Below are 21,878 nucleotides of genomic sequence, written 5' to 3' on the forward strand. Positions count from 1 at the left end.
CCGAGCCGCCGCCTGCAGCCGTGGGCCGCCCATCTTGGAACGTCTCCCGGGCGTGGCTCTCGCCTTGCTCCACGTTGCCCGGCCGCCCACCACGGCTCCGGCGGCCCCGGCCTCCGGAGGGTGGGTCGTCGCCGCCGCTGCCGTGACCGCGGGATCTTGGAGTCAACGTCACCTCCATCGATGTCGACAAGACACTATCGTCGCGGGGCTACCCGCTTGGAGCGACATTCCCATTCCACCTGTGCCGGCGGCCGCGACCGGGGTCGCTACGGTTGCGCTGACTGCACGGGTGTCGATGGGGGAGGGCCGAGCAGATGGACAGTCCGCGTGAGGTTTTTCTGCGGTTGGTCAACGGGGTCTGTGACGGTCCCTACGAGGAGCTGGCCGGGCTGTACGCCGAGCAGACCCACGTCAGCCATCCGTTCCACCCGCTGGCGCCGCCGGCTCTGCGGAGCCGCGCCGAGCTGCACGAGCACTTCACGTCGGCGCCGCCGGAGACACGGACGCTGAAGCGCAAGCCGGTCGGCGTGACCGTCCACGAGACAGCGGACCCGGAGGTGATCGTCGCCGAGTTCGCCTACCAGGGGCACGTCGCCGAGACCGGGGAGGCCTTCACCGTGCCGTGTGTCTTCGTCATGCGGATCCGGGACGGGCTGATCGTGGAGTCGCGCGACTACATCGATCCGATCGCCAGCGCCCGGGCCTGGGGCCAGTTGGAAAGCCTGCTGGCCGCGCTGCGGGCGGTGGACAAGGGCTAAGGCTGCTGCCACCGGCCGCGATGCACCACGTCGGCCTTCGGGCGGCGGCGGCTGCTCAGGTCGCGGGGTGGTTCCTCGGTGTAGCCGATCGAGATCGCGCCGATCGGGTTGTACTGCTCGGGCACTCCGAACTCGCGGCGGAACGTGTCGACGCGATCGGCGGGGAGGCCGAAGAAGCAGGCGCCCAGGCCGGCGTCCACCGCGGTCAGCAGCATCAGCAGCGAGGCGAAGCCGGTGTCGATGTCCCAGTACGGCGCCGGCCACCACGCGTCGGAGCGGTCCGCGTGGCCCTTGTCGGCCTGGGCGTACCGGTCGAGGTAGACGTCCTTGTTGGCGAGCGGAACGATCAGCAGCGGCGCCTGGACGGTCGCGGCGAACCAGCGCTCCGGGTCCTCGGCGGGGCGGGCGGCGGTCCGGAAGAGCTCGATGTCCGCGGCGGTGTCCAGGACCAGGAAGCCCCAGCCCTGCGCGAAACCGGCGGAGGGCGCTCGCAGGCCGTTGTCGATGATGCGGTCGACGACCTCCGGCGGGACGGGCCGGTCGGGGTCGTAGTGGCGAATCATGCGGCGGCGCCGGACGACGTCCTGAAAGTCCATCGCCGCAACGTACCCGACGAAGCCGTCACCTCGATGCCCATAACTCCCTGATGAGCTCCACCGGCAGTCCGGGGTCGCGGGCGGCTTCGGCCCGCACGTCCGGTGACGGGTCGGCCAGCCGTTCGCGTAGTTGCTCCGGAGTGGGCGGCGGCTTCAGCCACGCGGCGAGATCGGGGTCGTCGGCGAGCCGGGCGCGCTGCTCCGCGGTCAGCCGGCCGGTCAAGTAGGCCAGCCAGCGATGGTGGTGGTCGTCCGAGCGGCTCAGACGCTCGATGAACTCGTCCGGCACGCGGGGGTTGCGCGCCATCGCGGCGCTGCTGTGGCCGGTCCAGGTCAGAAGCACTTCTTCGAGTACGCGGATCGGCACGTGCTCGCCGTTGACGGCGGCCAGGAAGACCGGGACCCGGTCGTCCTCGTCGGTGGCCAGCCGCTCGACGATCTCGCGCGGAAGCCGCGGCATCCGGGCCACGGTCCGCCGATAGGCGAGCTGGCTCGACCGGGAGTATTCGGCGACCAGCGCCAGATCCTCCCGGCGTTCCCACAACCAATCCACCTGGTACGCGGTCGGGTCCGGTCCATAGTCGACCTGGTCGAGCAGATCCAGCGGGATGTACGGCCGCTCGGTGAGAGCCTTCCGCACCGAGAGATCCGGGTCGACGGCGAGAGCCTCCAGGAGTTCCCGCGACAGATCCGGATTGACCGCCACCGCCCGCCGCACCGCCGGTTCGTCATCGGCGACGAGCGCCCGGGCCAGCTCGGCGTCCAGCGGAATCCGCTCGATCGCCGCAAGCCGGTCCCGCTCGTCCGCGAGAAGCCGGGTTGTCAGCTCGGCCGGTGGCCGGAACCGGCGCGAGGCCAGCGCCAGCCGCCGCTGATCGGCCTTCTCCCCGGAGAGCATGCGCTCATAGGCGTCCCGGGCCTCGTCCGGTTCGCCGAACCGGAGCAGGACCTCATCCCGGAGCTTCTCGTTCCGCTGCCCGACCTCCCGCTTGATGTGCAGCGGGGCTTCGCGGCTGTCGAGGAGTTCCCGCTGGGCGATCTCGTCGGGGTCCCGGGCGAGGATGGCATAGGCCTGCGCCGGCACGTAGGGGCGGCCGTCCGCCGCCCGGAACACGTCCATCGGCCGCTGGATCACCTGCCATCGCACCGCGCGGACCGGATCGGCCGCCAGCCGGACGAGCACCTCGTCGGGCACGTAGGTCGCCCTCGCGAGTTCCTCCCGCACCCCGGCGTGGGACCTCCCGGCGAGCACCCCGGCCACACCCTCCAGGGACGGGCGCCCGATCCGCCTCTGCACCAGCGCGAGCCGGATTTCATCGTCGCCGGTCTCGGCCAGCTCGGTCAGCACGTCCTCGGGCGTGGACGGATTGGCGGCGAGGGCCATCTCGATCCATCGATGGTCGACCATGCGGCTAGGGCCGGTACATCTCGGCCAACTTGGTGGCCTGGCCGGCTTTTGTGGTCACCGCGGCCAGGCCCAGCGGGTCGGACTTCAGCCACTCGCTGAACGCGGCCGGCTTGATCGGGCAGAGTCCGCCGCTGGTCATCGAGCCGATGCAGTCGCCCTCGGCCTGCGGGTCGTCCCAGGTGGTCAGGGCGGGCCGGGCGGCCGCGGGGAGGGTGACCTTCAGGTGGCTCTCGACGATGGTGGTCTCCTGATTGCACCGTTCGTCGGTCTGCTTGATCTTGAAAAGGGTGCAGTAGTCGGGGCCGGCGAGGTAGAGCACCGGCTCGACCACCACGACGTGTGCGGCCGGGTCGTACGAGTAGAGCTTGACCACCGACGAGGCCGCCCCCGGTCCGCGCAGGTCGGGGAACTTCGCCGTCGGGTCGACCGTCGGGGAGCGAAGCTCGACGTTGGCGAACGCGGCGCTGGAATCCCCGCTCCGCGCGTCGTTGATCGTGCCGAGCTTCACCTGGCCGCCGGCCAGGAGCGGGTCGGTGAGCGGCAGGCTCAGCACCTCCGCGTCGTCGACCGTCACGTGGGCGGTCTCGCCGCGCACCGCGATGGCGGTCCGGTGAGTCCGGCCGGGCTGGAACGCCGTCGAGGCGACCTTCTGCTCGCCGGTGACGTCGCCGTCGTCGTCCAGCCCCAGGCGGATCTCCTTCGGGCAGAACGAAGCCTGGTAACCGCTGCGGTCGACGACCCGGAACCAGATCACCGCGCAGGCCTCCACGGTGACCACGGTCGTGTCGACCGCGATGGTCTGATCGCCGGCGAACGCGTCAGTAGGTCCGGCGCACTCGTGCACGGTGGACAGATGGGTGATCGCCACCATGCGCTTGCCGTCGAACTCGCACCAGCCGTCGACGTTGTCGCTGAACCGGCTCGCCTTCCACTGCGCCGGGCGGTCCAGCGCGTCGATCACCGACGGGCCCTGGACCCGGGACCGGGCCGAGGCGGCCGGGATCGCGATGCGACTGGCGGCGGGCGGCGTGACGAAGCTGGACGCGGGTGAGCCGGAGAACAGATCGCGGGCGGGGGTGAAGAGGCCGATGGCGGCCAGCACGGCCGCGAGGCCGGCGGCGGCCAGGAACCGGCCGGTCCGGCGCCGGGGCACGACGTCGGTGTGCACGGCGGCGGCCGCCTCCGCGGCCCGGCGCAGCTCGGGCTGCTGCTCCAGGGCCCGGCCCGGTTCGGTGGCCAGCAGCAGGCCGAGCAGTTCGTGCGCGGTCGGGCGGTCCTCCGGCTTCTTCGCCAGGGCCCGGCCGACCAGGTCACGCAGCGGTCCGTCGAGGCCGGACAGGTCGGGCGGCTGGGTGAGGATGCGGGCCGCGGTGGCGCCGGGGGAGTCGCCCCGGAACGGGGTGCGGCCGGTGGCGGCGTAGGCCACCACCACGCCCCAGGCGAAGACGTCCGCGGGCGGCCCGGCGTCCCGGTCCGAGTCGGAGTCGAAGCGCTCCGGCGCCATGTACGCGACCGTGCCCACCATCTGGTCGGTGCGGGTGTGCCGGCTGGTCGCCTCGAGCGCGCGGGCGATGCCGAAGTCGATCACCTTCGGGGTGCCGAGCGCGAAGAGCACGTTCTCCGGCTTGAGGTCGCGGTGGATCACCCCGGCGCCGTGGATGGCGGCCAGCGCGGTCGCCACGCCGACCGCGACGCTGTGCAGGACGCCGCCGGACAGCGGGCCCTGCTCCTTGATCACCTCGCGCAGGCTCGGGCCGTCGACGTACTCGACCACCAGATAGGGCGTGGCGTGGTCCGGGTCGGCGTCGAGCACCGCGGCGGTGCAGAAGCCGGGCACCTCGCGGGCCCGGCTGACCTCGCTGCGGAACCGGCCGCGGAACTCGGTGTCCCACGCCAGTTCCGGGCGGATCACCTTGACCGCGACAAGCCGGCCGTCGGGGGCGCGGCCGAGGAAGACCGCACCCATGCCGCCCTCGCCGAGGCGTCCGAGCAGCTCGTAGTCACCGAGCCGGCGCGGATCGCCCGGCGAGAGTGGACGCGTCACGGGCAGCACCCTACTTGGTGGCTACCACCTGGTCAGAACGTGACCGGCAATGAGGCCAGTCGATGGCCGATCGGCGCGGTCGGCAGCCAGTCCGGAGTCTGGTAGGCGGGGCGCAGATCGGGGCAGCGATCGAGCAGGATCCGCAGGCATTCGTCGGTCTCCATCCGGGCGAGCGCGGCGCCCAGGCAGTAATAGGTGCCCATGCCGAAGCTGAGGTGCCGGTTGCGTTCGCGGGTGATGTCGAAGACGTCCGGCGCTCCGAAGACGTCCGGGTCACGGTTGGCGGCCATCAAGGCAAGATAAAGATGCTTTCCGGCCGGTACGGCGTGGCCCGCCACCTCGGTGTCCGCGGTGGTGACCCGCCCGATGACGCCGGCCGGTCCGTCGCAGCGCAGCATCTCCTCGACGGCCAGTGGCGTCAGGCTGGGGTCGTCCCGCAGCCGGGCCAGCTCGCCGGGGTTGTCGAAGAGCAGCACCAGGCCGTTGGCGATCAGGTTCGCGGTGGTCTCGTGGCCGGCGAACAGCAGCAGCACGCAGTTGGCGACCGCCTCGTCCTCGGTGAGGATGCCCTCGGCCTCGGCGGCCACGAACGTGCTCAGCACGTCTTCCCGTGGCTCGCGACGGCGCTCGGCCGCGATCAGGCGCAGGTAGTCGTGCATCTCCAGCATGCTGCGCTGGGCCTGGCGCAACTGCTGGAGGTCGCCGTTGCCGAAGATCGGCAGGATGTCGCGCGACCAGGCCTGCAACTGCTCGCGATCGCTGACCGGCATCCCGAGCAGCTCGGCGATCACGTTCGCCGGCAGGGGGTACGCGAGATCGCGTACGACCTCCATCTGGCCTTTCGGGGTTACCGCATCGAGGAGCTCGTGGGTGAACGCGCGCACCCGGGGCCGCAGCCGGTCGATCATCGCCGGCGTGAAGTAGCGCTTGAGCAGCTGCTGGAAGCGGACGTGGTCGGCCGGGACGGTGTGCCCCATCCACATCTCGATGGATCGCCGGACCGGGGCCAGCTCCTCCTGCTCGGCCGGCGTCAGGCGCTGCAGGGCCCGGGCCATGTTGGCGCTGTCCATCCGCCTGTTGCGCAGCGCCGCGTTGATGTCCGCATACCGCGTCAGCAGGTAGGCGTCGAGCTGTGGCAGCCAGGAGAGGGGACTCTCGGCGCGGACGGAGTGCAGGAAGCCGTTGGGGTCCGCGATCGCCTCCGGCGTGAAGAGGTCATATTCGCGTACGGTCGTGCCGTGGTCGCTCATGGTGACGATTCTGGCGAAGACCAGTGATCGTTATCTATCCCTGTGCGAGCATCAGCGGCAGAACGGCACGGATCTGCCCGGACAGCCCGGCCAGGACCGCCTCACCCCCGGCGGTGAAGGCCAGCAGCGCCTGCTGAAAAAGACCGTCGAGCATGCCGTACGCCGCGGGCGACGTCACCGCCGGCCGGCGCCCGGTCAGCGCCGAGTATCGCTCGATGACCCGCCAGATCATCGCCTCGAGCGCCGCGTCGATCTCGGTGATCGCCTCGCGCAGCCCTTCCTCGAACATGCTCTGGGTGCGCAGGTCGTACCACAGGCGGTGCATCGGCGCCTCCTCGCGGATGGTCTGCGCGAGCTTCGCCCCGAACGCGTCGATCAGCTCGTCGGCCGTGGTCGAGTCGCGCACGACCGCGTCGTACCGCGTGACACAGCGGGCCTTGTAGTAACGGACGCTGTAGATGACCAGCTCGAGCTTGTCCTCGAAGTAGTAGTGCACGACGCCGTGGCTGAACGGCGAGTTGCCGGCGATCTCGCGCAGGCTGGCCCGGGCATAGCCCACCGCGCCGAGCGTGGTCAGCGCGGACTCGGCCAGCTCGTCGCGGCGGCGGTCGTATTTGTCGACCGGTCGGGTCGTGGGCACGAGCACATCCTACGGGCTTGACAGTCGTCCAGACTTCTCTTGACAAGTGTCAAGAACCGGCATGTGATGTGGGTCTCGTCCTCGTACACTCCCCGGGAGCTTCCATGGCACAGATCGATCTCACCGGCCGCCGCGCGTTGGTCACCGGCGGCGCGCAGGGCCTGGGTGAAGGCATGGCCCGCGCGCTCGCCGCGGCCGGCGCCGCCGTCGTCGTCGCCGACCTGCAGGACGACCTCGGCCCCAAGGTCGCCGAGTCGCTGGGCGACGGCCACGGTTTCGTCCACCTCGATGTCACCGACGACGACAGCTGGGCCGCGGCCATGGAAAAGGCCGGCCCGGTCGACATCGTGGTCAACAACGCCGGCATCGAGATCACCAGCCTGATCGTCGACCTCGACCCGGCCGCGGTCCGTAAGCAGCTCGAGGTCAACCTGCTCGGCACCGCGCTCGGCATCAAGCACGCGTTCCGGGCGATGCGCCCGGGCGGCGCCTCGGGCCAGGGCGGCGTCGTCATCAACGTCGCGTCGGTCGCGGCGACCATCGCGTTCCCCGGCATCTCGGTCTACTCGGCTACCAAGTCCGGCGTCGACCGGCTGACCCGGGTCGCGGCGATGGAGTCCGGCAAGCTCGGTTACGGCGTACGCGTGAATTGCATCTATCCCGGTCTTGTCCCGACCGCGATGGGCGCGGGGCTGGCCAACGACGTGGCCCGGCTCGGGTTGTTCGGCTCGCCCGAGGAAGCGGTCGGCGCCGTCATCGAGCTCACCCCGTCGGGCCGGCTCGGCGAGGTCGGCGACATGGCCGACGCGGTGGTGTTCCTGGCCTCCGACGCGGCCCGCTTCATCAACGGCGCGGGCCTGCCGGTCGACGGCGGAATGGGGATGTGACCATGACCGACAAGCCTGTCGTCGTCTACGGCGCCTCCGGCTACACCGGCCGGCTGATCTGCGAATACCTGCGCGAATACAACGTCCCGTTCATCGCGGCCGGCCGGGACGCCGCCAAGATCAAGCAGTCGATGCAGGAGAACGTGGCCAGCATCGAGACCGCCGACTACGAGATCGCCGAGGTCGCGCACGACGTCAAGGCGCTCACCGAGCTGTTCGCCGGGGCCTCGGTCGTCTGCAACACGGTCGGGCCGTTCAGCGTGTACGGGCCGGAGGTCGCCGAGGCGTGCCTGGCCGCCGGCACGCACTACCTCGACACCACCGGCGAGCAGGACTGGATGATCACCTGCGACGAGAAGTACGGCAGTGACTTCGCCGCCGCCGGCCTGCTGCTCGCGCCGGGCATCGCGCAGATGTACACCACCGGCGAGATCGCATCTGAGATCTGCCTGGAGCGGCCGGGACTGGACACGCTGGACATCGCGGTGTTCTGGGGCGGCAGCCCGACCATCGCGTCGACGCTGACGATCCTGGTCAACGCGGCCACCTCCGGCGCCTACCGGCTCGAGCAGAACCGTTACGAGGCGTGGGACCCGTCGGCCGGGCTCTATCAGCTGGTGCTGCCCGGCCAGCACGAACTGGCCCTCGCCCTGCCGTGGGGTGGCACGTCGCACCCGGTCTGGTACCGCAAGGACCCGCGCGTCGCCAACGTCAAGGTGCTGGGTGGCGTGTTCAACAACGCGCTGATGAACGGCGTACCGCAGATCGTCGCTTCTGCTCTGGAAGCCACGAAGGACATGGAACCGGACCAGCGGTACGCGGCGCTCACCGCCACCGCGTCGCAGGTGATGAACCAGATGCCGCCCCGGGAGAACCCGCGCCTGAACAAGTCGGTCGACTCGGTGCACGCCTCCGGCCCGCTCGGCCGGGCGCACTGCGTGATCTACGGCAACTCCAACTACAAACAGACCGGGCTGATGCAGGCGTACGCCGCCTACCACCTGCTCCAGCAGCCGCCGCGACGGGTCGGGTTCGCCTCCGGCTGCCAGGCCTTCGGCCACCGCGAGCTGCTCGGCGTGCTGACCAGCTTCGGCCTGGTCCGCGAGCCGACGGTCACGGTCGAGCGCTGATTCATGCGGCTCGTCGAATACCTCGACAAGGGCGCGTCCCTCGACCCGGACGCGCCCTGCCTGACCACGGACGGCCAGACCCGTACCTACGCGGAAGTTCAGGAACTGAGCTTTCGCGTCGCGGCGGCGCTGGCCGCCCATGGAATCGTTCCCGGCGAGCGTGTGGCGGTGCTCTCCGGGAACGACCCGACCGCGTTCACCTGCGTCTTCGGCATCAGCCGGGCCGGCGCGGTGTGGTGCCCGATCAACCCCCGCAACGAGGCGTACGAGAACCGCGAGCTCCTGGATCTGTTCGGGTGCACCGCGCTGATCTATCAGGAGGCATTCGCGCCGCTGGTGGCGAAGATCCGCGACGGGTTGCCGGCGCTGAAGACGCTGGTCTGCTTGGAGACGGACTGGGACGATTTCCTGTCGGGCTCCGAGGCCACGGATCGCCCCGCGAAAGACGACCTCGCCATGATCGTCGGGACCGGTGGCACCACCGGGCGGCCCAAGGGCGTCGAGCTGACCGGGGCCAATCTCGAGGCGATGACCGCGATCACGCTGATGAGCTATCCGTGGCCGGACCGGCCGGTCTATCTCGCGCTCGCACCGCTCACCCACGCCGCCGGGGTGCTGTGTTTCCCCGTACTGGCCAAGGGGGGTGAGATCGTCATCATGCGCAAGCCCGACGTGGCCGAGTTCATCGCGCTGATCGACCGGCACCGGGTGACGCACACCTTCCTGCCGCCGACGCTGATCTACATGGTCCTCGCGCACTCCGCGCTCGACGCCGCCGACCTGTCGTCGCTGCGCTGCTTCTGGTACGGCGCGGCCCCGATGTCCGCGGCCCGGCTCGCCGAGGCGCTGCGCCGGATCGGCCCGATGGCGCAGCTGTTCGGCCAGACCGAGGCCCCGATGATGATCTCCACCATGGCCCCGGCCGACCACTATCTCCCCGACGGCAGCGTCGCGTTGGCCCGGCTGTCGTCGGCCGGCCGCCCGTCGCCGCTGGTCACGGTGGCCGTCATGGGCCCGGACGGCGAGCTGCTGCCGCGCGGCGCGACCGGCGAGATCGTGGCCCGCGGCTCGCTGGTGATGCGCGGCTACCACCGCGACCCGGAGGCGACCGCGGCCGCCTCGGCGCACGGCTGGCACCACACCGGCGACATCGGCTACCTCGACGACGACAACTACCTGTTCATCGTCGATCGGGCCAAGGACATGGTGATCACTGGAGGTTTCAACGTGTACTCGACCGAGGTCGAACAGGCCCTCATGCAGCATCCGGCGGTCCAGGACTGCGCGGTGATCGGCCTGCCCGACGACAAGTGGGGCGAACGGGTGACCGCGATCCTCCAGTTGCGCGACGGCGTGACGGTCGACAAGGCGGAGATCGCCGCGTTCGTGAAGGAGCGGATCGGCAGCGTGAAGGCCCCGAAGCAGATCGAGATCTGGGAGGACCTGCCGAGGTCGAAGGTCGGCAAGATCCTCAAAGCCGACCTGCGCACCCGCCTGTCACCCGGGTCGTAGGCGGACCAACTCGGCGAGCCGGCCGGCCGCCTCCGCCGCCGCGTCCGGTTGCGGCCCCGCCATCACCCGGCGGAGCATCTCGGCCGCGGCGGCGTCGTTGCCGTCCGCCGCGAGCCCGGATGCCAGTTCGAGGCCCGCGATCGGGCTCTGGTAGGGATGTTCGCGCTCGAACACCTGCCGGAACATGGCGTTCGCACCGTCCCGGTCGCCGTGCTGGTCGAGCAGGAGGGCGAGGGCGAGGCCGGCCGCTCCGGACAGGTGCCGGTCTCCGCCGCCGAGCGCCCGGCGGTAGGCGGCCGCCGCGCCGGCCACGTCGTCGTGCTCCTCGAGGTGGTGCCCGAGGTGCGCCGCGGACAGCGTCGCCAGCTCGGTGTCCCCGGCCCGTACGGCTTGCTCGTAGGCGCTGGTGAAGCCCGACGTCACGCCGGACCGGTCGCCGCGGGCGGCCCGCAGGCCGGCGCGGCAGAATGCCACCACGGCCGGCTCGGCCGCGCCGAGCAGAACCCCTTGGCGGTAGGCGGCGGTCACCGCCGCCGGCGTGTCCCCCAGGCGCATGACCAGGGCCAGATGGAGCTGGGTACGCGCGGTGCGGTCGCCGGCCGCGACGGCGGCCCGCAGGGTGGCAACGGCCGGTTCGGGCGGCTCCCGGAACGCCATCCAGCGTCCGTAGTCGAAGCCGGACGGCGCCGCGGGCTGATCCGCCGGGGGAAGGTCCAAGGTGGCCAGCCTCTGCCGGGCCTGCTCACCGTCGGGGCCGGCGGCCAGTTCACGGTAGAGCGCGAATGCCTCGTCCGGGTCACCCGCCTCGAGCGCCAGGTCGGCGAGTTGCAGCCGGGCCTCGGCGCCGTCCAGCTTTCGCAGCGCCGCCATCGCGCCGGCCACGTCGCCCGACCGGTCCAGGAACCTCGCCCGCACGAGGCTCAGGTGCGCGTCGTTCTTGCCATCGATCTCCCAGGCCCGCTCGATCAGTCGTCCGGCGGCGTCGACGTCCTCCGGGTTGCCTCGTTCCAGCAGTTTCATCGCGAGCACCAGGATGGCGTCCGGGCGCCCGGACGCCAGTTGCGGGCCGGCCATCGCCAGCAGGCCGGTCGGGTCACGTTCGAGCTCGCCGAGCACCACCAGCCGCTCCCGGGCCTCGGCGGCAGCCCGCGCATCGCCGTCGATGCGCAGCACGTCCGCCAGCACGCGCCGGGCGTCGTCGAGCTGACCGCGCTTCCCGAGAATGCCGGAGAGCAGATTGCCGGCCGCCATCGCCGGTGTTCCCCAGCCGGTGTTCAGCGCGCGGCTCAGGTCGGCGACCGCGCCGTCGAGGTCGTCGCGCCGGTATCGGAGGATGCCGAGATTCACCGAGCAGGTGGCGGTCAGGCGCGGATCGCCGGTGTCCGCGTAGCGAACGAGGATCGCCTCGGCGGCGGCCTCGTCGCCGGCCGCCAGGAGGGCCAGGGCGTGGTCCACTTCGACGCCGGCGAAGGTGTCGGTGTCCGGGGGCGCCGCGGTGGCGAGCTCGCCGGTGGCGTCGAGCGCGGCGCTGACCGCCCGCATCCGATCCGCGAGCGTGGGCGCCACCCGGGCGACCGCGTCCAGAATGGTCCGGTCGTCCAGCAGCCGCGCCCACAGCACCGCCCGGCCCTGTTCGAGCAGTTCGACGGCGGTGTCGGGGGAGTGGTTGTCGAGCGCCACCGCGGCCGCCTCGCCGGCCAGGCCGGACCACCGGCTCAGCGCCCGCTGCTGGTCGGCGCGCGGCGAGCCGTGCCAGCAGAGCTCGGCGAGCAGGTCGAGCGCCTGGCGGAGCAGGGGTAGTTGGGCGGCCGGATCGTCGGCCAGCCCGGCCGTCCGGAACAACAGGGCCTCGATGCGCCGGTCCGCATTCCCATGGGCCGGCTCGCTCGCTTCTCGCCACAGCTCGATAGCGGCGGCCCGGTCGCCGGCGCCGTTCCGCCGCATGAGCGCTTCGCCGAGCTCGGTGCGGGTGCCGATGACCTGTGCGTCGTCGAGGCGGGGTTGGTCCAGCAGCATCCGGAGCAGGTCGATGGCCCGGTCCAGGTCGGCCGGGTCACCGAGGCGCCGGTGCCGCCGATGCAGCGCGACGCCGAGATAGTGCAGCAACGCCGGCCAGTGCGGGTCCGCGACCGCCGGCGCCATCTCGATCAGCCGGTCCAGTTCCGCGGCCGCGCCGTCCTCGTCCGGCGCGGCCAGCCACACGGCGAACAGGACGCTCAGGTGCCGCGGCTGGTTTTGCGAGCCGGGCGGCACCAGGTCGAGCGCGGCCCGGGCGCACCGGAGGGCTTCCCGGTGGTCGGCCGGATCTTTCGTCCGCAGGTATCGCATCGTTCGGAGAGTGGCCAGCTCACCCAGCCTGATCGGCGATCCGGGGTGGTCCGGGCCGGCGCTCTCGATCGCCTCGCCGACCAGCGCAATGGCCTCGTCCAGATCCTCCTGCACGCCGCGCAGGTGGTAGAGCGTGCTCAGGACGTTCGCGAGCTGGATCAGGAAGGAGGGGTCACGGTTCGCCGCCACGACGGTCCGGCTCAGCGTGGCCGCCTCATCCAGCGCCGTGGTGTCCTGGTCGGCCTGATAACGCAGCATCAGCGTGTCGGGGAGAAATCGACCGGCGCGGGGGTCGGCGCGGCCGATCCGTTCCGCCTCCACCAGGTCGCTGCGCCGCCCGGTGGCCCGGAAGCGGTCCCGCAGGTGAGCGGACTGTTCGGTGAGCGGATCGAAGCGCGCCGCCTGATCCGGGCCGGCCTCGTCGAGGGCCGCCTGCCCGAACCGTACGGCGTGGTCCGCATCCGCCGGCGAGCCCGATTCCGCCAGTCTCATCCGGTACCCGGCGGCCACCGCCTGCAGCAGCGGGACCCGTTCCGGATGGCCGCGAGGCAACTCGTCGGCCAGCTCGTGCTGATAGCGGATGGCCGCCTCGATGTCCGGCAGCTGTTGCGTCCGCTCGGCGAGCTGTTCGTAGACCAGACCGGCAAAACGCAGGGCGAGGGACTCGGGATCGGGGCCGCCCACGAGCTCGTCGGCGGTGGTGGCCAGGTCCCGCAGGTCGTCGATCGCCGTGGTGTTCTCCATGACCAGCATGAGCAGGGCGAGCAGGTACGCGCGCAGAGTCGGCACTCCGGGATGGACGGCCAGGGCCTCCCGGCAGGTGTGCAGCCCCTCGCGCGCCATCTCGCGGATCGCGGGCCCGTCCAGATCCCCGATCCGCAGGCGGGTGACCAGCACCCCGGCCACGGTGGCCTGCACACCGGCGCGGGCCGGCCGGCTCAGCGGCAACGCCAGCGCCTCCCGGCAGCGGGCGATCGCCGCGTCGAGCGCGTCCGGATCCTGGCCGGCGGTGGCGAGGCGGCCCTGCCCGACCGCCAGCGCGGGCAGGGCGGCCACCACTTCCGCCGTCGTCTTCGCGCCGGCCACGGCCGCCGTCGCATGGTTCACCACGGCCGGCAGGAGAGCGGCGTCATCCGGCCGGTAGCCGGACTGCAGGAGCAACGCGTTGGCCAGGTCGCCCCGCAGGCGCGGCCGGTCCGGATGATCCGGGCCGGCCGACTCGAGCGCCTCGGTGCAGACGTCGACGGCGAGGTCCGCGTCGTCGTCCACCCTGGCCGCCATGCGCAGCGTCTGACCGAATAAGGCCAGCACCCGGTACCGCCGCGGATCCCCGGCGGGAACCGTGGCGACCGCGGCCCGCCCGGCAGTGACGGCCTCGTCGAGGATCGCCCGGTCCTCGGTGGCCTCGTACCGCACGCGCAGCGAGACCGAGAGATCGGACATCCGGTACGGGCGATCCTCGGCCGTCGCGTCGGCCACCAGCTCACGGGCGTACCGCACCAGCTTCTCGGCCTCGTCGCCGGTGGCGTCCGGCCGTTCGGCCCGCGCCAGCAGATGCTGCCAGTGCAGCACCCGGCCGTTCATGTCGCGCTGGGCGGCGGACATCTCGGTCGCATCCCGCACGAGGTCGTCCTCGCCGGTGCGGCCGCCCAGTTCGGCCATCGCGTCGGCCAGATGGCCCCGGGCGCGCTCGGCGTGCTCCGGCGCCAGGCCGGGCAGCGCCTCCCGGTAGAGCTCGATGGACAGTCGCAGTTCGGCGAAGCTCCCCGTCCGATCGGCCACGGCCCGGTGCACGTTGGCCAGCGACAAGAGCTCCCGGCCGGTCCGGCCGAGCGTCACGGCCCGGTCGGCGGCGGCCAGCGCCGCGTCCAGATCGGCCGGATCCTGGCGTTCCTGATAGCGCTCGAGCAGACGCCGGCCCAGCTCGCCGTGAAACATCGAGCCCAGCTCCCCGTCCGGCACCTGCCCGGCCAGTTCCCGGAAACAGTCGAGGGCCGCGTCCAGGTCGGCCGGCTCGCGGCTCTCCTTGTACAGCTCGCGCTGGGCGACGGCGAGATGCGAGAGCAGCACGAGGTGCGGCGGTGAGCCGGCCGGATGCGCCGTCTCGGCCATCAGGTCGCGCACCACCTGGACCAGTTCGGCCCGATGCGGTCCGTCCGACAGCAGCTCGCGCAACCGGTCCAGGCGAGCGGCGCGGCCGGGATCGCGGATCGCGGCCGCCCGCCGGACAGCGGAGAGCTCACCCTCCGCCGCCACCCGGGGCCGGGAACCGGCCAGCCGCCGGTACGCCTCCGCCAGCCGGTCCAGGACCGCGAGACGCCGGCCGGTGTCCGCCGCGGTGGCGGTGAAGCGTTCGTCCAGCATGATCGACTCGCGGAGCGCCGACTCGTTCCCGTCCGCGGCATCGACCAGGCGCAACGCGGAGGCCAGGTTGACGCCGACGAGCGCCGACCATTGCGGCCCGGCCGCGGCGAGCGCGAGCCGGGCGGTCGTGACCGCCTCGGTCAGCACCGCCCGATCACCGGACTCCTGGTAGCGCCGCAGCAGCGCGTCGGTGCGGTGGGTGAGTTCGCCGAGATCGGTCACGGGCAGTTGTCCACCGGCTTCACGGTCAGCGCTCGGGTCAGGTCCACGGTGACCAGCCCGGCGTCCGTCTTCAGGGTGAGCCGGCCCTGGTCGAGGCCGGTCACGGTGCCGCACAGCACGCTGCCCAGCTGCTGGACCCGCATCTTCGGGCCGCCCTTCGCCGGGCCGTACCAGGTGGTGGCGACCGCGGCGATGAGCAGCGTGGCGCAGCCCAGGGTGGCGGCGATGCCGCGGCGCAGATCGTGCAGGGCGAGCCCGGCGGCCACGTGGTCGGCGATCCGGCCGGGCACCGCCCGGTCGAATCGGGTCCGCTCGGGGCGGCCGTGCGCCGCGCGGAGCAACCAGATCGCGGCGAAGCCGCCGGTCACCGCGGTCGCGAGCAGGATGCCGCCGGTGACCGCCGGCCAGGGCGCGGCGAGCTGCCCGATATCGGTACGGCCCTTGAGCAGGCCGAACCCGACGAGGGCGGCGAGCAGGCCGGCCATTCCGGTGCGCCAGGCCGCGGCCGCCGCGCGGACCCGCTCCAGCTCGCCGTCGATGGCGTCGAACTGCTCCAGCGCGGCCCGGGCGTCGTGCGGTCCGGCCGCCGGTCCGGGGCTCAGGCGCACGGTCATCGGGCGCCGGCCGTGATGCGCAGGAGCCAGTAGGCGCCGCAGCCGATCCGTCCCGGCGGGCGGCCCGGGTGCTCCTCGGCGCAGGTGCAGATCATCGGCGCCATCCGTTCCGCCGGCGCGCGCCGGAACCGGCCGGCGTTCTTGAACACGCCGTCGATCACCGGCACCCGGATCTCGGCGGCGCAGCGAGGGCACCGGCCGGCCAGCAGAAGCGTGCCGGGCGCCGGGCTGGACACGTCGAAGGCGGCCGCGACCTCGGCGTACGCGTCGTCGGTGACCTCTTCGTAGGGCATCTCATCCATCGGCGCTCCCCATCACGGTCCGGTGTGCGTGAACATGGCCCATCGGCTGGGCCGGCCCGGCTCGGCGGCCCGTCTCTCCAGCACCGCCGCCCGGGTCACCGCGGCGATGTCGGGCCGGCCGGCGCCGGGGGTGAAACCGGCGTAGACCGAACGGGCCAGGGCGAGCGCCACGTCGGCGTCGACCGCCCACAGGGTCGCCAGCACGTGCCGGAACCCGCTGTGGTGCACGCCCGCCGCCAGGGTGATCACCTCGTCCGGCAGGCGTATCCCGCCGGCCGCCGTGTGACACGCGGAGAGGAAGGCGAAACTGCCGGGGTAGTCACCGCGCCCCAGATCGGCAACGGTCAGCCGGCCGTCGTGCAGCAGCAGCCCGGCTCGGGACGGGTCCTCGTAGTCAAGAGCGCCGTGGCAGCTGAAGTGCACCCAGTCGTGTGCGGGCAGCGCCCCGAGAACGGCCGCCCGGGTCGCCTCCGCCCCCGCCAGCACGGTGAGCCGTTCGGCCGGGACCGCCGCGCGCACCACCTCGGCCTCCTCGAGGGCCTGCGGCAGCGGCGGCTCGCCGGGCGCCTCGGGCACCGCCACGACCAGCATCTGCCCGGTTCGGCCGGCGGTGTCCGGGCCGGCCCGCGCGCGGGCCAGCGCCCGCAGCGTCGGCGTGTACGACGAGACGGTGCGGTCCAGCACCGACGCGCCGGGGCGGTCGGGCCGGCCGGCGGCGTGCAGCGGCAGGAAGCTGAGCAGGCCGGCCGGGCACCACCAGATCCGGGCCCCGTCGCTCTGCTCGGCCAGCGCCGGCTCGGCCACCGTGTCCCAGAGCCGGGCGAGCGTCTCGGTCAGGTCGGCGTCCAGCCGGTCGCGGGCGTCCTGAAGTGCCACGACGGCGGCGTAGTGCTCCTGGTAGGACGCGCCGTCCGGGTGCCGGATCACTCGTTCCCCGGCGAGATCGAGCCGGGCCGCCGCCCGGTCCAGCTCGGCGACCCGGCGCAGATGCCGGTTGGCCAGCTCGGCGGCCTCGGCCGCGGTCAGCGGCAGCGGAACCGGGCGGGTGCCGTCGACGGTGACCACCAGCGCGTCCGATCGGCGGGCGGTCACGTTGACGAGGATCGCGGCGCCGCCGGCCACGGCCGGGCGCAGGGACTCGGCGGTGGGCGGCCGGAGGAGATCGGCGAACTCCGGGCCGAGCCGTCGGGCCTGGTCGACCAGGGTGTCCCACTCGCGCGCCAGCTGGACCCGGCTTTCGGCCATGCGGCCACCTTAGCGACCGATATGGATCATCCTTCGAAGAGTGCGGCCCAGTGGTGACTCTATTGATGTCGGCGAATGCCAGGCCATAGGCTGCGCCCACCATGTGAAACGGGGGACGCGATGCGCATTCCGACTCTGGCCGGCCTGCTGGTGGTCGTGTTGACGGCGGCCATGACACCGCTTCCGACCGGGGGCGCAGCACATGCCGCCGGCTGCGACAGCGACCCGGCCGCCCACCTGGACGCGGTGCCCAGCCCGGAGACCTTCCTCGGCTTCCCGCTCGGCGCCGGGCAGCAGCGGGTGGTCACCAACGCCGAGATCCGCGACTACCTGAGCGCGGTCGACATCGCGTCCGATCGGGTGACCACCGGCACGATGGGCGACAGCGTGCTCGGCCAGCCGCTGAAATACGCCGTGGTGTCCGGCCGGCCGGGCGCCGCCGACGAGATCCGTGCCCTGCGGGATCCGCGCGAGACGCCGGCCGCCATGGCTCGCCGGATCGCCGCGACCCGGCCGGCCATCGTCTGGATCGCCGGTAACGTCCACGGTGGCGAGGCCAGCGGCGCCGACGCCGCCCTCAAGACGTTGTACGAGCTGGCCGCCGGGCGGTCCTGCGCGGTCAAGCAGCGGAACGACAACCTGATCACGGTGATTCTGCCGACCCAGAACCCGGACGGCCGCGACGCCAACCGGCGGCAGAACGAGTTCGGCTTCGACCTCAACCGGGACTGGTTCGCGCGCACCCAGCCGGAGACCGACCGCAAGATCGACCTGCTCCGCAAGTATCCGCCGCAGGTCTTCGTCGACGCCCACGAGATGGGCGGGCAGCAATACTTCTTCCCGCCGAACGCCGACCCGATCCACCACGAGATCGCCGACGAGCCGGTCGACTGGATCAACCGGATCGGCGCGGCCAACAAGGCCGGGTTCGGCTACCACGGCGCCTGCACCGACACGGTCACCACCGAGTGCTACTTCAACTACGACACCTACGACCTCTTCTACATGGGGTACGGCGATACGGTCCCGGCCACCGGATTCGGCGCGGCCGGCATGACGTACGAGAAAGGCAGCTCCTCGGCGGTCCAGGATCGGGTGCAGCAGCAGTTCAACACCCAGTGGGCGACCCTGGGCTGGGCCGCCGCCAACAAGCGCGAGGTGCTGACCGGCTACTACCGGATCTGGGCGGACGCGCTCGCCGAGGGCCGGGCCGGCGCGCTGGAGCCCAACGAGATCGTGCAGCCGGAGAACGCGGTCCAGTTCCCGGTGCCGGATATCAAGATCAAATCGTATTTCCTGATGCCCGGCCGCCAGCTCGCCGACGTGCGCCGGCTGGTCGAGCGGCTGCGCCGGATGGACGTCGAGGTGTACGAGGTCGACAAGCCCCTGACGGTGCGCAACGCCCGGATCTTCGGCGGTCGCACCGGCCGCGACGTCAGCGTGCCGGCCGGCGCCTACTGGATCCCGATGGAGCAGCCGCAGAAGCACTGGATCCAGGCCACGCTGGGCGAGGATCCGTACGTCCCGTTCCCCTACTTCTACGACGTGTCCTCGTGGAGCAACCCGCTCCTGATGGGCATCGACACCATCTACACCGGCGATGACGTACGGCCGCGGGCGTCGGTGGTCCGGCGGATCGAGGGCGGCCGCAGCGGGCCGGCGACCGGGTCCTACACGTTCCCGCTGGACTCGGCCGCGGCCGCCCAGCTGACGTTCCAGCTGCTCGACCAGGGGATCACCCCGGTCCGCGACGACGGTGAGGCCCGGCTGCCGGCCGCCGCCGTCACCCCGGCCGTCGACCGGCTGGCCCGCTCGCTCGGCGTCACCCTGACCCCCGGCCGCCGCGCCGCCACCGGCACCGCGATCACCGGGCCCGACGTCGGCCTGTTCCGCGGCGCCGGCATCTCCACCACATCCGGCTCCTACGGCGAGGCGCGCTACGTGCTCGGCGAACGATGGGGCCTCGACCTCGCGCCGGTCACCACGGCCGACATCAACGACAACACCGAAGCATTCACCGGCCGTACGGCGTTGCTCGTGCCCGACGGCAGCAGCGCCACCGGCGGTCTGACCGCGGCCGGCCAGGCCAACCTCCGCAACTGGATCGCGCAGGGCCACACCTACATCGGGCTGCGCAACGAGGGCACCCGGCTGGCCCGCGCGGCCGGCCTGACCTCCACCACCGAGAAGGCGAAGCCGGACGACTACCTGGTGATCGGCTCGCATCTGCGGGTGGACGTGGACACCAGCAGCCCGGTCGCGCTGGGCCGCCCGGCCGAGGACTTCGAGTTCAACAACAACGACGCGATCCTCACCCCGAGCACCACCGGCGTGAACGTCCTGACCTACCCGAGCGACGACACGTTCTGGCACAACGGCTACACCGTCCACGAGGACGTCCTGAAGGGAACGCCGGTGGTGGTGGACGAGCCGACCGGCGCCGGCCACGCGGTGCTGTTCGCGTTCAACCCGCTGTTCCGGGCGTACAACGAGAGCGGCCTGCAACTGCTGGCCAACGCCCTGCTCCACCCGCCCGCGGCCACCGCGCCGGCCCGGATCGCCCCCACCGTGGCCCCGGCCCGGGCCGCCGCGGCCGCCCAGCCGGCCCCGGCCAACCTCGGCGGCGAGTGGCGCCCCGGCCGCATCCAGGTGGCCACCGCCGACCTGGCCCGCGCCCGGAGCCTGGTCGCCCGCTACACGAACACGGCAACGGTCGCGCTGGCCGGCGACTCGGCCTACCTGACCATCCCGAACCCGCAGGGCCTCCAGTTCGACGAACACCCGTTCCTGCGCAACCTGGTCGCCGACCTGAAAGCGGCCGGGATCCCGCTCCGCTCGGTCGTCGGCTGACCTATTTCGGGCGGGCCTATTTCGGGCGGGCCTATTTCGGGCGGGCCTATTTCGGGCGGGCCTATTTCGGGCGGGCCAGGCCCAGGTCGTACGCGACGATCGTGGCCTGCACCCGGTCGCGCGCGCCGAGTTTCGGCAGCAGGGCGTTGACGTGCGCCTTCACCGTTCCGGCGGTGATACCGAGAGCCGCGCCGATCTCCGCGTTGGACAGGCCGGTGGCCAGCTGGACCAGCACGTCGCGCTCGCGTGGGGTGAGCGTGCCCAGGCGCGGGTCGCCGGGGCGGGCGCCGGAGACGCGGCCGGCCGCGAACGCCTCGATCAGGCGCCGGGTCACCACCGGGCTGAGCATCGCGTCGCCGGCCGCCACGGTGCGGATCGCGGTCACCAGCTCGGCCGGCCCAGCGTCCTTGAGCAGGAAGCCCGACGCGCCGGCACGCAGCGCCGCGAAGACATATTCGTCCTGATGGAAGGTGGTGAGCACGAGCACCCGGGGTGGGTTGCCGGCCGCGGTGAGCCGGGCGGTCGCGGTGAGGCCGTCCATGCCGGGCATCCGCACGTCGATCACCACCACATCCGGTTCGGCCCGGGCGGCCAGCTCGAGCGCGGCCTCACCGTCGCCGGCCTCGCCGACCACCTCCAGGTCGTCCTGCGCGCCGATGACTGCGCACAGTCCGGCGCGGACCATCACCTGGTCGTCGACGACGATCACACGGACGGCGATGACGAGACCTCCGGTTCGGTCCGGCCGGGGCGCCCGCCCAGGCCGTCGAGCAGACCGCGCATCGCGGCCAGGGCGGCCCGCGCGGCCTCCAGGACGCCCGCCAGGTCGGCCTGTTCGGCGGCCGCCGGCACCCGGGCTGCCTGCTCCAGGACGGCGGACCGCAGACCGTCGGCGATCCGGGCATGCTCGTGGCGCGCCCTCGCCTCGGCCCGCATCCCCTCGACCGCGACCAGCCCGCGCTCCCGGTCGTGGCGGCGCTCCCGGCGTTTCCGGACCAGGTGGCCGGCCAGCCAGGCACCGCCGAACGGCGCGGCCAGCAGACCCGCGAACAACGCCGCCGACAGCAGGAACACCATGACCGCCAGTCCGCCGCCCATGCCTCCGCTTCCACCGGGACCGCCGCCGGCCGGCTGCTCGATCGTGGCCAGGAGCCCGAAGGCCGCCGCGGTGCCGGCCAGCGAGACGATCGGGGCGATCCACGAGCGGGCCGCGCGGGCGGCGACGGCATAGACCGCGGCCAGGTCGGCGGCCGGCCCGAAGAAGAAGACCTCGCCGCCCGGGGCCACTCCGGTCGCCACCAGCAGGGTGCTCAGCCACGCGGTCAGAGCGCAGGCGATCAGAACCGGCCAGGGGTGGCGGCGGCGCGCGAGCAGTGGCGCCGAATGGGCGACGGCGGCCAGCGTCAGCAGGGTCACCGCGGCCGGTCCGGCGCCGTCCAGCGCCGAGGTCAGCGGCAGCGCCAGCGTCAGCAGCATCAGGCCGGCGTCGAGCACGGCCGCGCTGCTCCACTGTGCACCGATCCGGCGCAGCACGGCCGCGGCGCCGCCGGACGCCACGACACCGGCCGGCGGAATGACGGCGCAAACCCGCCAGCCGCGCCCGGCGGGGCCAGGCCCGGCTGGGCCGCGTTCGGCTGGGCCGCGTTCGGCTGGGCCGCGTTCGGCTGGGCCGCGTTCGGCTGGGCCGCGTTCGGCTGGGCCGCGTTCGGCTGGGCCGCGTTCGGCTGG

General features: G+C 72.6%; 17 protein-coding genes. 5 read left to right on the forward strand and 12 right to left on the reverse strand.

Annotated elements, in window-relative coordinates:
- Window positions 1-314: 314 nt before the first annotated feature.
- Complete coding sequence (locus tag AB0E90_RS26655) at window positions 315-758, forward strand: nuclear transport factor 2 family protein (protein ID WP_360411120.1); 444 nt, start codon at window positions 315-317, stop codon at window positions 756-758.
- Here the strand turns inward: AB0E90_RS26655 and AB0E90_RS26660 are convergent.
- The 5 genes from AB0E90_RS26660 to AB0E90_RS26680 are packed head-to-tail and all read right to left on the reverse strand — an operon-like array spanning window position 755 to window position 6,696.
- A complete protein-coding gene (locus tag AB0E90_RS26660) occupies window positions 755-1,354 on the reverse strand; it encodes a nitroreductase family protein (RefSeq protein WP_360411123.1) in 600 nt (199 codons plus the stop codon). The genes AB0E90_RS26655 and AB0E90_RS26660 overlap by 4 nt on opposite strands.
- A 25-nt stretch (window positions 1,355-1,379) precedes the next feature.
- The gene (locus tag AB0E90_RS26665; protein ID WP_360411126.1) at window positions 1,380-2,762 is read right to left on the reverse strand and encodes a hypothetical protein; all 1,383 of its coding nucleotides are present in this window, start codon (window positions 2,760-2,762) and stop codon (window positions 1,380-1,382) included.
- Window positions 2,763-2,766: 4 nt separating this feature from the next.
- Complete coding sequence (locus tag AB0E90_RS26670) at window positions 2,767-4,806, reverse strand: serine/threonine-protein kinase (RefSeq protein WP_360411129.1); 2,040 nt, start codon at window positions 4,804-4,806, stop codon at window positions 2,767-2,769.
- Between the two features lie 32 nt (window positions 4,807-4,838).
- Window positions 4,839-6,056, reverse strand: coding sequence for a cytochrome P450 (locus tag AB0E90_RS26675; protein WP_360411132.1), 1,218 nt, complete (start codon window positions 6,054-6,056; stop codon window positions 4,839-4,841).
- 34 nt (window positions 6,057-6,090) lie between these two features.
- Window positions 6,091-6,696: a TetR/AcrR family transcriptional regulator gene (locus AB0E90_RS26680; protein WP_360411135.1), complete on the reverse strand. Its 606-nt coding sequence runs from the start codon at window positions 6,694-6,696 to the stop codon at window positions 6,091-6,093.
- A gap of 104 nt (window positions 6,697-6,800) precedes the next feature.
- Between AB0E90_RS26680 and AB0E90_RS26685 the strand changes: the two genes are divergently transcribed.
- Genes AB0E90_RS26685 through AB0E90_RS26695 form a run of 3 tightly spaced genes read left to right on the forward strand, consistent with a single transcriptional unit; the run spans window position 6,801 to window position 10,225 of the window.
- Window positions 6,801-7,583, forward strand: coding sequence for an SDR family oxidoreductase (locus tag AB0E90_RS26685; protein WP_360411138.1), 783 nt, complete (start codon window positions 6,801-6,803; stop codon window positions 7,581-7,583).
- A gap of 2 nt (window positions 7,584-7,585) precedes the next feature.
- Window positions 7,586-8,713 carry a DUF5938 domain-containing protein gene (locus tag AB0E90_RS26690; RefSeq protein WP_360411141.1) on the forward strand — a complete coding sequence of 376 codons (1,128 nt, stop codon included), beginning with the start codon at window positions 7,586-7,588 and terminating at the stop codon, window positions 8,711-8,713.
- Window positions 8,714-8,716: 3 nt separating this feature from the next.
- The gene (locus AB0E90_RS26695; protein WP_360411144.1) at window positions 8,717-10,225 is read left to right on the forward strand and encodes a long-chain fatty acid--CoA ligase; all 1,509 of its coding nucleotides are present in this window, start codon (window positions 8,717-8,719) and stop codon (window positions 10,223-10,225) included.
- Here AB0E90_RS26695 and AB0E90_RS26700 read toward each other — a convergent pair.
- The 4 genes from AB0E90_RS26700 to AB0E90_RS26715 are packed head-to-tail and all read right to left on the reverse strand — an operon-like array spanning window position 10,211 to window position 17,300.
- On the reverse strand, window positions 10,211-15,139 hold the full coding sequence (locus AB0E90_RS26700; protein ID WP_360411147.1) for a hypothetical protein: 4,929 nt from the start codon (window positions 15,137-15,139) through the stop codon (window positions 10,211-10,213). The genes AB0E90_RS26695 and AB0E90_RS26700 overlap by 15 nt on opposite strands.
- Window positions 15,136-15,753 (reverse strand): hypothetical protein, encoded by a 618-nt coding sequence (locus AB0E90_RS26705; protein ID WP_360411151.1) that lies wholly within the window; start codon window positions 15,751-15,753, stop codon window positions 15,136-15,138. The genes AB0E90_RS26700 and AB0E90_RS26705 overlap by 4 nt, the downstream gene beginning before the upstream one ends.
- Window positions 15,750-16,055, reverse strand: coding sequence for a hypothetical protein (locus tag AB0E90_RS26710; protein ID WP_360411154.1), 306 nt, complete (start codon window positions 16,053-16,055; stop codon window positions 15,750-15,752). Before AB0E90_RS26710 ends, AB0E90_RS26705 begins: the two co-directional genes overlap by 4 nt.
- A gap of 12 nt (window positions 16,056-16,067) precedes the next feature.
- Window positions 16,068-17,300, reverse strand: coding sequence for a CHAT domain-containing protein (locus AB0E90_RS26715; RefSeq protein ID WP_360411157.1), 1,233 nt, complete (start codon window positions 17,298-17,300; stop codon window positions 16,068-16,070).
- Between the two features lie 120 nt (window positions 17,301-17,420).
- On the opposite strand from AB0E90_RS26715, the gene AB0E90_RS26720 reads away from it, so the two are divergent.
- Window positions 17,421-20,150: a M14 family zinc carboxypeptidase gene (locus AB0E90_RS26720; RefSeq protein WP_360411160.1), complete on the forward strand. Its 2,730-nt coding sequence runs from the start codon at window positions 17,421-17,423 to the stop codon at window positions 20,148-20,150.
- A gap of 61 nt (window positions 20,151-20,211) precedes the next feature.
- On the opposite strand, the gene AB0E90_RS26725 is transcribed toward AB0E90_RS26720, so the two are convergent.
- The 3 genes from AB0E90_RS26725 to AB0E90_RS26735 form a co-directional block, all read right to left on the reverse strand.
- Window positions 20,212-20,871 carry a response regulator transcription factor gene (locus AB0E90_RS26725; RefSeq protein WP_360411696.1) on the reverse strand — a complete coding sequence of 220 codons (660 nt, stop codon included), beginning with the start codon at window positions 20,869-20,871 and terminating at the stop codon, window positions 20,212-20,214.
- On the reverse strand, window positions 20,856-21,644 hold the full coding sequence (locus AB0E90_RS26730) for a hypothetical protein (RefSeq protein ID WP_360411720.1): 789 nt from the start codon (window positions 21,642-21,644) through the stop codon (window positions 20,856-20,858). Before AB0E90_RS26730 ends, AB0E90_RS26725 begins: the two co-directional genes overlap by 16 nt.
- Window positions 21,626-21,878: hypothetical protein (locus AB0E90_RS26735; protein WP_360411723.1), on the reverse strand; the 253-nt coding region annotated here is incomplete at its 5' end. The genes AB0E90_RS26730 and AB0E90_RS26735, both read right to left, overlap by 19 nt.

This window comes from Actinoplanes sp. NPDC026619, from assembly GCF_040638295.1.
Lineage (GTDB): Bacteria > Actinomycetota > Actinomycetes > Mycobacteriales > Micromonosporaceae > Actinoplanes.